This window comes from Stutzerimonas marianensis, assembly GCF_022810315.1.
GTDB classification, from domain to species: domain Bacteria; phylum Pseudomonadota; class Gammaproteobacteria; order Pseudomonadales; family Pseudomonadaceae; genus Stutzerimonas; species Stutzerimonas marianensis.
In genome coordinates this window covers 432,146-445,876 of sequence record NZ_JALGRD010000001.1, presented here as the reverse complement: position 1 = coordinate 445,876, position 13,731 = coordinate 432,146, and the positions used below count along the sequence as shown (strand labels likewise).

17 protein-coding genes and 1 other RNA gene are annotated in these 13,731 nt (G+C 64.2%); 10 read left to right on the top strand and 8 right to left on the bottom strand.

Annotation, left to right across the window (positions count from 1 at the left end):
- Positions 1-12: 12 nt before the first annotated feature.
- Positions 13-1,269 (bottom strand): murein hydrolase activator EnvC family protein, encoded by a 1,257-nt coding sequence (locus MST27_RS01950; protein WP_243604321.1) that lies wholly within the window; start codon positions 1,267-1,269, stop codon positions 13-15.
- Between the two features lie 100 nt (positions 1,270-1,369).
- Complete coding sequence (gene gpmI, locus MST27_RS01945) at positions 1,370-2,905, bottom strand: 2,3-bisphosphoglycerate-independent phosphoglycerate mutase (RefSeq protein WP_243604320.1); 1,536 nt, start codon at positions 2,903-2,905, stop codon at positions 1,370-1,372.
- 140 nt (positions 2,906-3,045) lie between these two features.
- Between gpmI and MST27_RS01940 the strand changes: the two genes are divergently transcribed.
- The 3 genes from MST27_RS01940 (at position 3,046) to secB (ending at position 4,279) form a co-directional block, all read left to right on the top strand.
- Entirely contained in the window at positions 3,046-3,459 is a 414-nt protein-coding gene (locus tag MST27_RS01940; protein WP_243604319.1) for a rhodanese-like domain-containing protein, read from the top strand.
- A 2-nt stretch (positions 3,460-3,461) separates the two neighbouring features.
- Positions 3,462-3,716: a glutaredoxin 3 gene (gene grxC, locus MST27_RS01935; RefSeq protein ID WP_243604318.1), complete on the top strand. Its 255-nt coding sequence runs from the start codon at positions 3,462-3,464 to the stop codon at positions 3,714-3,716.
- Positions 3,717-3,787: 71 nt separating this feature from the next.
- Entirely contained in the window at positions 3,788-4,279 is a 492-nt protein-coding gene (gene secB, locus MST27_RS01930) for a protein-export chaperone SecB (RefSeq protein WP_243604317.1), read from the top strand.
- Positions 4,280-4,372: 93 nt separating this feature from the next.
- Here the strand turns inward: secB and MST27_RS01925 are convergent, their stop codons facing one another.
- On the bottom strand, positions 4,373-5,350 hold the full coding sequence (locus tag MST27_RS01925) for an NADPH:quinone oxidoreductase family protein (protein WP_243604316.1): 978 nt from the start codon (positions 5,348-5,350) through the stop codon (positions 4,373-4,375).
- 159 nt (positions 5,351-5,509) lie between these two features.
- Between MST27_RS01925 and MST27_RS01920 the strand changes: the two genes are divergently transcribed.
- Positions 5,510-5,917, top strand: coding sequence for a flagellar basal body-associated protein FliL (locus tag MST27_RS01920; RefSeq protein WP_243604315.1), 408 nt, complete (start codon positions 5,510-5,512; stop codon positions 5,915-5,917).
- A gap of 6 nt (positions 5,918-5,923) precedes the next feature.
- Here the strand turns inward: MST27_RS01920 and MST27_RS01915 are convergent, their stop codons facing one another.
- Positions 5,924-6,373, bottom strand: a complete 450-nt coding sequence (locus MST27_RS01915; protein WP_243604314.1) for an EVE domain-containing protein — start codon at positions 6,371-6,373, stop codon at positions 5,924-5,926.
- A gap of 194 nt (positions 6,374-6,567) precedes the next feature.
- On the opposite strand from MST27_RS01915, the gene MST27_RS01910 reads away from it, so the two are divergent.
- The gene (locus tag MST27_RS01910) at positions 6,568-6,711 is read left to right on the top strand and encodes a hypothetical protein (protein WP_243604313.1); all 144 of its coding nucleotides are present in this window, start codon (positions 6,568-6,570) and stop codon (positions 6,709-6,711) included.
- A gap of 34 nt (positions 6,712-6,745) precedes the next feature.
- Here MST27_RS01910 and MST27_RS01905 read toward each other — a convergent pair whose 3' ends face one another.
- From MST27_RS01905 to MST27_RS01890, 4 genes are all read right to left on the bottom strand, one after another.
- Positions 6,746-7,351 (bottom strand): 5-formyltetrahydrofolate cyclo-ligase, encoded by a 606-nt coding sequence (locus MST27_RS01905; RefSeq protein ID WP_243604312.1) that lies wholly within the window; start codon positions 7,349-7,351, stop codon positions 6,746-6,748.
- A gap of 6 nt (positions 7,352-7,357) precedes the next feature.
- Positions 7,358-7,536: non-coding RNA, 6S RNA (gene ssrS, locus MST27_RS01900), on the bottom strand.
- 33 nt (positions 7,537-7,569) lie between these two features.
- A complete protein-coding gene (locus tag MST27_RS01895; RefSeq protein WP_243604311.1) occupies positions 7,570-7,884 on the bottom strand; it encodes a cell division protein ZapA in 315 nt (104 codons plus the stop codon).
- On the bottom strand, positions 7,881-8,090 hold the full coding sequence (locus MST27_RS01890; RefSeq protein ID WP_243604310.1) for a TIGR02449 family protein: 210 nt from the start codon (positions 8,088-8,090) through the stop codon (positions 7,881-7,883). Before MST27_RS01890 ends, MST27_RS01895 begins: the two co-directional genes overlap by 4 nt.
- Positions 8,091-8,211: 121 nt before the next feature.
- On the opposite strand from MST27_RS01890, the gene MST27_RS01885 reads away from it, so the two are divergent.
- The 5 genes from MST27_RS01885 to MST27_RS01865 all read left to right on the top strand — a co-directional run bounded on the left by MST27_RS01885 (position 8,212) and on the right by MST27_RS01865 (position 13,654).
- A complete protein-coding gene (locus MST27_RS01885; protein ID WP_243604309.1) occupies positions 8,212-8,766 on the top strand; it encodes a YecA/YgfB family protein in 555 nt (184 codons plus the stop codon).
- A gap of 13 nt (positions 8,767-8,779) precedes the next feature.
- Positions 8,780-10,111, top strand: a complete 1,332-nt coding sequence (pepP, locus tag MST27_RS01880; RefSeq protein WP_243604308.1) for a Xaa-Pro aminopeptidase — start codon at positions 8,780-8,782, stop codon at positions 10,109-10,111.
- Between the two features lie 3 nt (positions 10,112-10,114).
- Positions 10,115-11,293, top strand: a complete 1,179-nt coding sequence (gene ubiH / locus MST27_RS01875) for a 2-octaprenyl-6-methoxyphenyl hydroxylase (RefSeq protein ID WP_243604307.1) — start codon at positions 10,115-10,117, stop codon at positions 11,291-11,293.
- A 40-nt stretch (positions 11,294-11,333) separates the two neighbouring features.
- Positions 11,334-12,554 (top strand): 2-octaprenyl-3-methyl-6-methoxy-1,4-benzoquinol hydroxylase, encoded by a 1,221-nt coding sequence (locus MST27_RS01870; RefSeq protein WP_243604306.1) that lies wholly within the window; start codon positions 11,334-11,336, stop codon positions 12,552-12,554.
- 98 nt (positions 12,555-12,652) lie between these two features.
- Entirely contained in the window at positions 12,653-13,654 is a 1,002-nt protein-coding gene (locus MST27_RS01865; RefSeq protein ID WP_243604305.1) for an extracellular solute-binding protein, read from the top strand.
- Positions 13,655-13,731 lie beyond the last annotated feature (77 nt).

Genomic DNA, 13,731 nt, shown 5'->3' with positions numbered 1-13,731 from the left:
CGGCCAGGAGGCCTATCCTTGCGCGCGACACCATTGTGCGGGATCGCTCGGGCGACCCTGCTGGCGAATGGCGAAATACAGGGCGGCAGCTTCCTGTCCGCCGCTGTTGCCCACGGTCGCGATCGGATCGCCGGCCTCGACGATGTCTCCCGCGTCGCGGAGCAAGCTCTGGTTGTGGCCGTACAGGCTCAGATATCCGTTGCCGTGATCGAGGATCACCAGCAACCCGGCGCCACGCAGCCAATCGGCGAAAACCACCCGGCCGCCATGCACCGCGCGAACCTGGGTGCCGACGCGGGCGCCGATCAGCACACCATCCCACTTGGTTCGAGCGTCGCCGCCTCGCGGAGTGCCATACCGCGCGACCAGCTGGCCATCCACCGGCCAGGGCAACTTGCCCTTGGCGCTGGCAAAGGGGCCGCCGAAGCTGCCGCCCGCGCTAGAGACCACCGGGCCGCTCGGCTGTGCGGTGTTGCCGGCCCGCTGCTGCCGTGACTGCTCCTCGCGCGCTTGTGCGAGCGCCCGTTGGCGTGCCTGTTCGGCCTCGCGCGCCTGCCGCGCAAGGGTTTCTTCGATGGTTTTCAGCACGCGCTCCAGCTGCGCCTGCTCCTGCTTGCGCGCTTGCAGCTTCTGGTCGCGGCTGGCCCGATCGCGGTCCAGCTTCGCCAGTGTCTGCTGGCGTTCCTGACGCACTTCGGCCAGTTGCTCTCGGCGTTGCTTGAGACCGTCCTGCTGCTCGGCGAGCGTCGCCTGCTGCGCTTCGATGTTCCGCTCGACGTTGGCGAGCTGGCGCAGGGTCTCGTTGAAGCTCTCGACCTGTTCGAAACGCGCCTTGCTGAGGTAGTCGTAGTAGGTCAGGGTGCGGCTGAATTTCTCCGGGCTCTGCTGGTTCAGCAACAGCTTGAGGTATTCCTGGCGGCCGCTCTGGTAGGCCGCGCGGGCCTGGATGCCGATCAGGCGCTGCTGCTCGATGCGGGCGCCCTCGAGGGTCGTCTTTTCCTCGTCCAGACGCTCGAGCTCGGCTTCGCTGCGATCAATTTCCTGCTGGAGGGTGTCGACCTGCTTTTCCAGCTCGCCCATCTCGCTTTCGGTGCTCTGCAGTTGTTTCTGGACGCTGGATTTCTCCTGCTCGATCTGCTTGAGCAGCTTCTGCAGTTCCGCGACGTCCTGGCGTGCCGCCTCGATCTGTCGGCGTGCGTCGGCGCGTTCATCCGCGACGGCCGGGCCGAGCAGGCAGGCAAGCGCGAGGGCGAAAAGAATACGAGGCATGGGGAGCTAACCGAGAGTTCGACGACCGCCGTAGTATGCCTAAAAAATAAGCGGGAAGCTTGAAGCCCCAGCGGGAACCCGGGGCTTCGGCGGGCCGCTGTCAGCCCAGCTCCACGATCGAGTGGCCGGTCATCTCCGGCGGGACGGGCAGGCCCAGCAGGGTAAGCAGGGTCGGGGCCACGTCGGCGAGCACACCGCCTTCGCGAATCCGCGCCGGGCGCTTGCCGACATAGATGAAGGGCACCGGCTCGCAGGTGTGCGCGGTATGCGCCTGCCCGGTCATGACGTCTTCCATTTGCTCGACATTGCCATGATCGGCGGTGATCAGCGCTTCGCCGCCGACTTTCTCCAGGGCGTTGACGATCCGGCCCATGCAGCCGTCCAGGCACTCGACGGCCTTCACTGCCGCTTCGAATACGCCGGTGTGGCCGACCATGTCACCGTTGGCATAGTTGACGACGATGACGTCGTAGCGCTGCTGTTCGATGGCTTCGACAATGCGGTCGGTGACTTCCGGTGCGCTCATTTCCGGTTGCAGGTCATAGGTGGCGACCTTGGGCGACGGGATCAGGATGCGTTCCTCGCCTTCGAAGGGCTCTTCGCGGCCACCGGAGAAGAAGAAGGTCACATGCGCGTACTTCTCGGTCTCGGCGATGCGCAGCTGGGTCTTGCCGTTCTTGGCCAGGTACTCGCCCAACACATTGGTCAGTGCCTCGGGGACGAAGGCCGAGGGTGCCGGGATGCTCGCGGCATACTGGGTGAGCATGACGAAGCCGGCGAGCTGCGGAACGCGGGCCCGCTGGAACCCATCGAAATCGGGCTCGACGAAGCAGCGCGTCAGCTCGCGCGCCCGGTCGGCACGGAAGTTCATGAACACCACCGCGTCACCATCCTCCACGCGCACCGGCTCGCCGATGGTGGTGGCCTTGACGAACTCGTCGCTCTCGCCGCGCTCGTAAGCGGCGATCAGGCCGTCTACGGCATAGTCGGAACGGTACTGAGCCTGGCCATCGACAATCAGTTCGTAGGCCTGCTGAACACGATCCCAGCGATTGTCGCGGTCCATAGCGAAATAGCGACCGATCAGGCTGGCAATGCGTCCCTTGCCCAGGCGTGTGAAGGTGGCCTGCATGAGTTCGATCGAAGCCTGGGCACTTTTGGGGGGCGTGTCGCGGCCGTCGAGGAAAGCGTGCAGGTAGATATTCTCGGCGCCTCGCCTGGCCGCCAGTTCGGCCATGGCAACCAGGTGATCCTGATGGCTGTGAACGCCGCCGTCGGAGAGCAGACCGAGGATGTGTACGGCCTTACCGGCGCCGACCGCCTTGTCCACCGCCGTGCAGATCGAAGGGTTGTTGAAGAACTCGCCGTCGCGAATCGACTTGGTCACGCGAGTGAAGTCCTGATACACCACGCGCCCTGCGCCCAGGTTCATATGGCCCACTTCGGAGTTGCCCATCTGCCCTTCCGGTAGGCCGACATCCATACCGCTGCCCGAGATCAGTCCGTGCGGCTGGGTCGCGAGCAGTCGGTCATAGACCGGCGTGCGGGCGGCATGGATCGCATTGAATTCGGGGTTCTCGCTGTGGCCGAAGCCATCGAGGATCATCAGTACCAGGGGTTTGGGCGCGGCAGGCATGTATCTGGCTCCTTGCACGGGGGCGCGAAAATGGCGGCCAGTCTACTGGCTGGCCGGTTTGGCGTCACGATTCGCAGGGTTCAGCCTGGTAGGGGGGCTGTGTATACTGGCCCGCATTTTATCCCCCGGGTACCCATTAGATGGTCGCTAAGCTGATTGAATTCGTCTCTAACCACTATGTGCTGGTCAGCATCTTTCTGGTGCTGCTGGTTCTCCTGGCCATCACCGAAGCCCGCAAGGGCGGCAAGAGCCTGAGCAACCGGGAACTGACCGGCCTGGTCAACCGTGACGAAGGCGTCGTGTTGGACGTGCGCGCGAAGAAGGAGTTCGATGCCGGTCACATCGTCGACTCATTGAACATTCCCCACGACAAGCTGGTCAGCCGACTGGGCGAGCTGGAAAAACACAAGGCCAGGACGATCGTCGTCGTCGACGCCATGGGGCAGCACGCCGGAGCCGCCTGCCGGGAGCTACAGAAGGCAGGCTTCACCGCTGCGAAGCTGGCCGGAGGGATTTCCAGCTGGCGCGGCGAGAACCTGCCAGTGGTCAAATGAACATGCCTAACGTCGTTATCTATACCACCGCCTGGTGTCCCTTCTGCATCCGCGCCAAGGCGTTGCTGGATCGCAAGGGCGTCGCCTATGAAGAGATCGCCGTCGACGGCAAGCCGGCGCTGCGCTCGGAAATGGCCAGCAAGGCAGGTCGCACCTCGGTTCCACAAATCTGGATCGGTGACGCGCACGTCGGTGGTTGCGACGATCTGCACGCGCTTGACCGTGCCGGACGTCTGGATGCGATGCTGCAGGGCTGAGCGGTGTCGGCTGGGCCCGCGGCGCGGCTGCGGGATGATTGAACACTCCACGCACAATGAGAAGGCTTCACATGACTGAGCAAGCAAACAACGGAGCAGCCGGCCAAGAAGAGCAGGGCGCACAATTCTCCCTGCAGCGCATCTATGTTCGGGACCTGTCTTTCGAGGCGCCGAAGAGCCCTGAAATCTTCCGCCAGGAGTGGAACCCGAGCGTCTCTCTGGACCTGAACACCAAGCAGAAGTCGCTCGAGGGCGATTTCCACGAGGTCGTGCTGACCCTCTCCGTCACGGTCAAGACGGGCGAGGACGTTGCGTTCATCGCTGAGGTTCAGCAGGCCGGGATCTTCCTGATCAAGGGGCTCGAGGCGCAGGCCATGAGCCATACGCTAGGCGCGTTCTGCCCGAACATCCTGTTCCCCTACGCGCGTGAGACGCTCGACAGCCTGGTCACCCGCGGCTCTTTCCCCGCGCTGATGCTGGCACCGGTCAATTTCGATGCGCTCTATGCCCAGGAAATGGCCCGCATGCAGAAGGCAGGCGAGGCCCCGACGACCGCTCACTGATCGAGCCGGTCGCCATGCGCCGCCGCACGTTTGTGCCGGCGCAGTCAGCAGCCGCGGCGTCGCGCCCGGCTGCGTCTCGGGCCCGGTTCCGGGTCAGCGGACCTCCACCACGAGCTTGCCCACCGCCTTGCGCTGTCCGAGCATGTCGATGGCCTGTGGCGTCTGCTCCAGCGTGAACGTTTGAGAAACCAGCGGCTTGAGCTTGCCCTCGGCATACCAGGCGAACAGCTGCCTGAAATTGGCTGCGTTGTCATGCGGTTGGCGCTGGGCGAACGAGCCCCAGAACACGCCGACCAGCGAGGCGCCCTTCAGCAGCGGCAGGTTGGCCGGCAATGAAGGTATTTCTCCGGACGCGAAGCCAACCACCAGCATCCTGCCATTCCAGGCGATGCTGCGAAACGCCTCTTCGAACAAGGGGCCGCCGACCGGATCGTAGATCACGTCCACGCCCTGGCCGTCGGTCAGCGATTTGATGCGGTCCTTCAGGCTCGTCTCGTTGTAGTTGATCAGCTCGTCCGCACCGGCAGCCCTCGCCACCTCGAGCTTCTCGGCTGTCGAGGCGGCCGCGATCACTCTGGCGCCCATCGCTTTGCCGATCTCCACGGCAGCCAGCCCGACCCCGCCCGAAGCGCCCAGGACCAGCAGGGTTTCCCCGGGCTGCAGGTTGGCCCGCTGGCGTAGCGCATGCATCGAGGTGCCGTAGGTCATGCTGAACGCAGCAGCGGTGGTGAAATCCATCTCGGTCGGAATGGGCAGGGCATTTTGGCCCGGTACCGCGACCTGCTCGGCGAAGCTGCCCCATCCGGTCAGCGCCATGACACGGTCGCCGACCTTGAGGTGGGTTACCTTCTCGCCCACCGCGGCGATCACGCCGGCCGCTTCGCCGCCTGGCGAGAAGGGAAACGGGGGCTTGAATTGATATTTGCCCTGGATGATCAGGGTGTCGGGGAAGTTCACGCCGGCGGCATGCACATCGAGTAGCACATCGCCTTTCTTCAGGGTTGGAGTGGGGGCGTCTTCGATGACGAGTTGCTCGGCGGGGCCGAACGCTTTGCACAGGACCGCTTTCATCGGGCTTCCTTCGTTGTTCAGGTCAGTTCGCCTGGAGTCTAGAAGGCTCGGGCGCCCGCGCAACGAGCATGGTCGCCCCTGATAAGTGCTCATACGCCGGGCTTGGGTCGGCGCGGTGCAGTGGTTATGCTGGCGGCCTCGCGTCTGGAGTCGTCAGTTGTGAAACGTATTCTGGTTTTCTGCTTTGCCCTGTTGCTCGCCGTGCCGGCGATGGCCAATTCATCCGAAGGTGAGGAAGCCGCGGCGCCGAAGACGATTTATCACACGCTGGTACCGGCGCTGGTCGGCAACTATGGATCCGGAGCCAAGCTCAAGTATTACAAGGCCGACGTTGCGTTGCGCATCACCGGCACCGAGGCGGAAGCCAAGGTCAAGCATCACGAGCCGTTGATTCGTAATCAGCTGGTCATGCTCTTCTCGCAGCAGACAGACGCCAGCCTCGGCAGCGTCGAGGCCAAGGAGGCGCTGCGCCAGGAGGCGCTCAAGCAGGTCCAGGCCGTACTGAACCAGGAGGAGGGCCAGCCGCTGGTTGAGGACCTCTTGTTCAACAACCTGATCGTGCAGTGACGCCGCTCAGCGCAGCGAGAGAATGGCCTGCCACTGGGCCTCCGTCACCGGCATCACCGAAAGCCTGCTGGCCTTCTGCACCAGCGGCAGCTCAGCCAGTGCGGGCTCCCGCTTCAGGCGCGACAGCGGCAGTACCTGGCTGAAACGTTCACCGAAGCCGACATCGACGGCGCTCCAGCGGTTGGTTGCCGTGTCGGATTTCCCATCGAAGTAGGGGCTCTCCGGGTCCAGTGCCGTCGGGTCGGGGTAGGCTCCGCGGAGAATCCGGCCGATCCCGGCGACGCCGGGTGTTGCGCAGCTTGAATGATAGAAAAGGAATTCGTCGCCCGGCGCCATGGCGCGAATGAAGTTGCGTGCCTGATAGTTTCGTACTCCATCCCAGCGCGCCTGTTGGGCCTGCTCCAGGTCTTGGATGGAGAATTCGTCGGGTTCGGACTTCATCAGCCAGTACGGCATGGACTTTGCTCGTCTTTCAGAGTTATCAGGATTCTCAAGCTGAATCTCCCCGACAGTCGGTGACAGCGCGCGTTTGCGCTGCACCCGGCCATAGCGGAGAATGCCGCGCTTGAGGTTGGCAGTGTCGAGTCCCAGAACTAAAAGAGACCGACTCGACGGCAGCATTTTCGCCTGGCAGGGGGAGGCGAATACATATGAAACGCAAGCCGGATATTTTATGGGTATTGGTGCTTATCTTCGGGCTCGGCGTGGTTACCACGGGCTATACGCAGGGGCTCTGGGAACAGAGCGATGCCACCTCCGCGATCCCCATCAGTCACGCCCAGCAGCAACGCTGAGGTCCGCGCGGCCGCATGGATGCGGCCGCCTGACTCACTTCCCTCCGTACCAGCCGTCATCGGTCACCGTTGCCTGCAGGCTAACGTCCCAGCTTTCCAGCGGTAATCTGTCTACCTTCTGACACTCGTGCGCCAGGCCCAGTAAAGTCGGTTTGTGACATTTTTTGCGCACTTTTCGATAGGCCAGGCTGCGGTCGTAGAAGCCGCCGCCCATGCCGAGTCGCCCACCGAACGCATCGAAGCCCACCAGTGGCATCAACACCAGGTCCAGTGTCCAGATTTTGCGCTGTCGAGCGGGGCGAACGGCCGGCTCGGCAATGCCGAAACGATTGCTCCGCAGCGCTTCGCCGGGCATGAGCCGCTGAAACGCCATCCGGGTTCTCGGCCAGGCGTTCAGGACCGGTAGGTACGTAGACTTGCCGCGTCGCTGGGCTTCGAGCATCAGGGGGCGCGGGTCGATCTCGCCATCGTTGGGCAGGTACAAGGCGATGTGTCGGGCGCGGCGGAACAGCGGGTGTTGGGCGAGTTGGCGCAGGAGTCGGCGGGAGGCCAGGCGCTGCTGCTGTCCGGAGAGCTGCCGGCGTGCCTGGCGCAGGGTGCGTCGCAAAGCCGGGCGGGAAAGGCCGTCGGCCACGATCATGAAAGCAAGCTCCCCAGCATGCCGCTGCCCGCGTAGGCCCTTGAACCCGAGAGTTCAAGGTGGCGACTACAGAGTACCTTAAGGCTTTCCGTCAGGCGGACATGCACACCGGCACTACGTGTAGCCTCCATGGTGTTGCTTATCGGGAGAGGGTCATCGCCGACTGGCGAACATGCCAGGGAGTGGGCGCGAGTATAACGCAAACCGACTACCGTTGATCAGTTGCGCGGTGGGTTTGGATCGGCGGCAAGCGCGCTGTCGACCCGCTCGAGCAGGGTGCGTACGTGCTCGCGTGCGCTGTTCGCTTGGGCATCCAGACGATCATGCTTGTGCAAGAGCTCGTGCGTGATATTCAGGGCGGCCATGACGGCGACACGGTCGGCGCCGATGACCTTGCCGCTGCTGCGGATCTCGCGCATCTTTCGATCCAGATAGCTGGCCGCGCTCTCCAGGTTGCTGCGCTCTTCCGGTGGGCAGGCGATGCAGTACTCCTTGTCGAGGATGTGCACGGTAACGGTGTTCGGCTGGTTCATGAGTCCTGCTCCAAGGCTTTCAGGCGCGAAATCATCGCTTCGACCTTCACTCGAGCGATTTCGTTCTTCTCGATCAGATGAGCGCGCTCTTCGCGCCAGGCCTGCTCGCTGTGCAGCAGCAGACGGTTCTGGGCCTTGAGCTGTTCGACGCGCTGTAACAGCAGCTCCAGCTTGTTCGCCAGCATTTGCAGATCGGCGTCTTCCATGGGATTCCTGATGAGGGCGCTGCGGCGGGGCGGCCGTCTTCGATGGTCTTGGCTCGGGCGCCGATGCTAGGATACGAGGCCTCCATTCTAGTCATTAGCGCCCTTGCGCGCCTAGCAGCCAATGTCCAGTCAGAATTCTCCTTATGCTGCCTTCTCCACATTACTGGCCAGCAGTGCCCAGCCCGTAACCCCTGCCGAACTGCACGGTCTCCTTCTCGGGCGCAGTTGCGCCGGGGCCGGCTTCGATGCGGACGCCTGGATCGCCGACGCTACCGAGCTGCTGGGAGCAGAGCCGGACGAGCCAGTACGTCAGGCCCTTGTCGGCCTGCAGGAAATGGTCAAGGGCGAACTGGCCGGCGAGGATATCGCCATCGTCCTGCTGTTGCCCTCCGATGAGGCATCGCTCACCGAGCGCGCAACCGCGCTGGGGCAGTGGTGTCAGAGTTTCCTGACCGGCTTCGGCCTGATCGCCGGTGACCGCGCCCTGAGCAGCGAAGCGATGGAAGTCCTGCAGGACCTGGCGGCGATCGCCCAGGTACAGGGCTCGCTGGAAGAGTCGGAGGACGGCGAAAGCGACTACATGGAAGTCATGGAATACCTGCGCGTCGCGCCGATGCTGCTGTTCAGCGAATGCGCCAAGCCCGCTGCGCCGGTCCCCAAGCCTTCCCTGCATTGAGAGCTGTCCGTTCATGACCCGCATTCCCCGATCCGAATATGCGCGTCGGCGCAAGGCGCTGATGGAGCAGATGGAGCCCAACAGCATCGCCATCCTGCCTGCCGCACCGATGCACATCCGCAATCGCGACGTCGAGCACGTCTATCGTCAGGACAGTGATTTCCAGTACCTGTCCGGCTTCCCCGAACCGGAAGCGGTGATCGCACTGATTCCGGGGCGCGAGCATGGCGAGTATGTGCTGTTCTGCCGCGAGCGGGACCCGGCGCGCGAGCTCTGGGATGGGCTGCGCGCAGGTCAGGACGGAGCCGTGCGTGACTATGGCGCGGACGATGCGTTTCCCATCGGCGATATCGACGACATCCTGCCGGGCCTGATCGAAGGGCGTTCGCGGGTGTACTACGCCATCGGCAGCAATCCCGAGTTCGATCATCAGCTCATGGAGTGGATCAACACCATCCGCTCCAAGGCGCGGCAGGGTGCCCAGCCACCAAACGAGTTCGTCGCGCTCGATCACCTGTTGCATGACCTGCGACTGTACAAGTCGGCCAACGAGGTGAAGGTCATGCGCACCGCGGCGGAGATCTCCGCCCGTGCCCACATCAAGGCCATGCAGGCCAGCCGGGCCGGGCTGCATGAATACCACCTCGAAGCTGAGCTGGACTATGAATTTCGCAAGGGCGGGGCGAAGATGCCGGCTTACGGCTCGATCGTCGCGGCGGGCAGGAACGCCTGCATCCTGCACTACCGCGAGAACGACGCGCCGCTCAAGGACGGGGACCTGGTGCTGATCGACGCCGGTTGCGAGATCGATTGCTACGCCAGCGACATCACCCGGACCTTTCCTGTCAACGGTCGCTTCTCCGCAGAACAGCGCGCCATCTATGACATCGTCCTGGCGGCCAACCTGGAGGCTTTCAAGCACATTGGCCCAGGTAAGCATTGGAACGAGGCCCATGAGGCAACGGTGCGCATCATCACGGCCGGTCTGGTAGAGCTGGGGCTGCTGCAGGGCGAAGTCGACGAGCTGATCGCGGCTGAAGCCTACAAGCCGTTCTACATGCACCGTGCTGGCCACTGGCTCGGCATGGACGTGCACGATGTCGGCGACTACAAGGTCGGTGGCGCCTGGCGGGTACTCGAGCCGGGCATGGCGATGACCGTGGAGCCCGGTATCTACATTGCGGCGGATAATGCCGACGTACCGAAGAAATGGCGTGGCATCGGCGTGCGCATCGAGGATGACGTGGTGGTGACCCGTACCGGCTGCGAGATTCTGACCGGAGGCGTGCCCAAGGCTGCCGACGAGATCGAGGCGCTGATGGCTGCGGCCCGAGAGGTCGCCTGAAGCATGGCCACGCTGGCGATCGTCGGTGGCGGGCTGGTCGGCGCGAGTCTTGCGTTGGCACTGCAGGCCGGTGCCCGCGAGCGCGGCTGGAAGGTCCTGTTGATCGAGCCCTTCGAGCCGGGCCATGACTACCAGCCGAGCTATGATGCACGCTCCACGGCTCTTTCCTACGGCACCCGGCTGATCTACGAGCGTCTGGGCGTCTGGGCGCGTATCGCCGAGCGCGCCGAGCCCATCAGCCATATCCACGTGTCGGATCGCGGGCATCCCGGTGCGACCCGGCTCGACGCCGCACGCGAGCGAGTCCCGGCCCTCGGCTACGTCGTAGAGAACGCCTGGATCGGGCATTGCCTGTGGCAAGCGCTGGACGACGACGTGGTGACGCGTTATTGCCCCGCCGAGGTCGAGCACATGCAGCCGGTGGCGCAGGGTTATCGGCTTACGCTGACGGACGGGCGGATGCTCGAATGCGATCTGGCGGTACTGGCCGACGGCGGGCGCTCCGGGCTACGCGAGCAGCTCGGCATCGAGGTGCGGCGGTCGCCTTACGGGCAATGCGCGTTGATCGCCAATGTCACCCCCGGACAGGCACACGCTGGACGAGCGTTCGAGCGCTTCACCGAGCATGGGCCGATGGCCCTGCTACCATTGCAGGACAACCGCTGCGCCCTGGTCTGGACCCGGCCGAAAGCCGACGCCGATCGCCTGGCCGCGCTCGACGATGCGGCATTTCTTGTGCACCTGCAGGATGCGTTCGGCTTTCGTCTTGGCGGGTTCCGCCAGGTCGGCACGCGGCATCTCTATCCCTTGACGCTCATCGAAGCCGAGGAGCAGGTGCGCCGTGGCCTGGTGGTGCTCGGCAACGCGGCACACAGCCTCCACCCGATCGCTGGCCAGGGCTACAACCTGTCCCTGCGCGACACCGAGGCGCTGGCCGCGGCATTGCTGTCCAGCTCTTCGGCGCTGGGAGACCTGGCTGTTCTGCAGGCGTACCAGCGTCGGCAACGGCTCGATCAGACCTTCACGGTCGGCTTTTCCGATCGCCTGACCCGCCTGTTCGGCGAGGCCGGGACAACCAGCGTCCTGGCGCGTAACCTGGGGTTGATCGCACTGGACCTGTCGCCCCCGGGCAAAGGGTGGTTTGCGCGCCAGGCAATGGGGCTAGGCGTCCGCGAAGGCTGATATTTCCACACGGCCGCAACTGGCCACGCAGGAGAGAACGATGCATACGGACCTCATCATCGTCGGTGCGGGCATGGTCGGCAGCACGCTGGCGCTGGCGCTGAAGGATGCCGGGTTGACGATCAAACTGATCGACGCCGGGCCGTTGCAGTCGCAACCTTTCGACGAGCGGGGTGCGTTCGAACCCCGTGTCAGTGCGCTTTCGGTGGCGAGCCAGCGCATCCTGCAGCATGTGGGCGCCTGGGCGGGCATCGTCGAGCGCCGCGCCAGCCCCTATGTCGACATGCGCGTGTGGGATGGCTCCGGGACAGGCCAGATCCATTTTTCCGCCGCCTCCGTGCATGCCGAGGTGCTCGGTCATATCGTCGAGAACCGGGTCGTCCAGGACGCTTTGCTCGATGCCTTGAATCGCGCCGGTTCGATCGAGCTGATCGGCGAGGCGCGGTTGGAGCGGCTGCATCGTGATGACACCGGTTGGCGGCTGACCCTGGCTGATGGGCAGGTTCTTCACACCGCACTGCTGGTCGCGGCTGATGGCGCTCATTCGGCGGTCAGGCGCCTGGCCGGCTGTGAAACGCGCGAATGGGATTACCTGCATCAGGCGATCGTGACCAGCGTTCGCTGTGCCGACACGCACCAGCGCACCGCCTGGCAGCGCTTTACCGATGACGGGCCGCTGGCCTTCCTGCCGTTGCAGCGGGACACGGATGATCATTGGTGTTCGATCGTCTGGTCGACCACCGAATCCGAGGCGCAGCGCTTGATGGCGCTGGATGATGAAGGCTTCCGGCAGGCGCTGGGGCGGGCCTTCGAGTATCGCCTGGGTGAGGTGGTCGCGGTCGACCCTCGGCTGTGCATCCCGCTGCGTCAGAGACATGCGAAGCGATATGTGCAGCCGGGGCTGGCATTGATCGGCGACGCCGCCCACACCATTCACCCGCTGGCTGGCCAGGGCGTCAACCTGGGCTTGCTCGATGCGGCGGTGCTGGCCGAGGTGCTCGTCGCGGCAGTTGCTCGGGGCGCCGGGCCGGGGGACCTGCGGGTCCTGTCACGATTCGAGCGACGGCGCATGCCGCAGAACCTGGCGATGATGGCGGCGATGGAGGGCTTCGAGCGGCTGTTCCAGGCTGACGCCTTGCCGCTGCGTTGGTTGCGTAACGCCGGCCTCAAAGGCGTCCAGGCGATGCCCCAGGCCAGGGCTCTGTTTGTTCGTCAGGCGCTTGGCCTGGCAGGGGATTTACCTGCGCTGGCCCGGCCCTGACGCGACCTGTAATGCTTTGCATGAGTTGTCGCATTGAGCTATCAAATAGGATTCACTACTATTTGGCCTCTTTTGTTGACCCAAGATGAGGCGGATCCATGCAGGCAAGCAAAGGTTTAGTCGCCGCTCTGGCGCTCAGCGCGCTATCGAGTGCCGTTCAGGCTGCTGATGAGGTGGTGGTTTATTCCTCGCGGATCGACGAGCTGATCAAGCCCGTTTTCGATGCCTATACGGCCAAGACCGGCGTGAACATCAAGTTCATTACCGACAAGGAAGCCCCGCTGATGGCCCGTATCAAGGCCGAGGGCGAGAACACACCGGCAGACCTGCTCTTGACCGTGGACGGCGGCAACCTCTGGCAGGCCGAACAGATGGGCATCCTGCAGCCGCTGAACTCGGACGTGGTGAAAGAGAACATTCCGGCGCAATACCGCTCCTCCACCGACGCCTGGACGGGCCTGTCGCTGCGCGCGCGGACCATCGTCTATTCGCCCGAGCGCGTCGAGGCAGGTGAGCTGAGCACCTACGAGGCGCTGGCCGATGAGAACTGGGACGGGCGCCTCTGCCTGCGGACCAGCAAGAAGGTCTACAACCAGTCGCTGACCGCCACCCTGATCGAAACCCACGGTGCCGAAAAGACCGAGGAAATCCTCAAGGGCTGGGTGAACAACCTGGTGACCGATGTCTTCGCCGACGACACGGCGTTGGTCCAGGCCGTCGACGCCGGGCAATGCGACGTGGGGATCGTCAACACCTACTATTTCGGGCGTCTGCATGCGCAGAACCCGGAGTTGAAGGCCAAGCTGTTCTGGCCGAACCAGTCCGACCGGGGTGTGCACGTGAACCTGTCGGGCATCGGCCTGACCAAGAACGCGCCGCACCCCGAGGCTGCGCGCAAGCTGGTCGAGTGGATGACCACTCCGGAAGCGCAGAGCATCTTCGCCGACATCAACATGGAGTTCCCCGCCAACCCGTCCGTGAAACCCTCCTCGGAAGTGGCTGCATGGGGTGAATTCAAGGCCGACACCATTCCGGTCGAGGTGGCCGGCAGGCGCCAGGCGGAAGCGATCAAGCTGATGGATCGCGCCGGCTGGAACTGACGGCGCGACCGCAGCCGCGCCTCGTGCGCGGTGGCGGCCGTAGCGCAACGCCCGCCACTGACTAGCCAGTGGCTGAG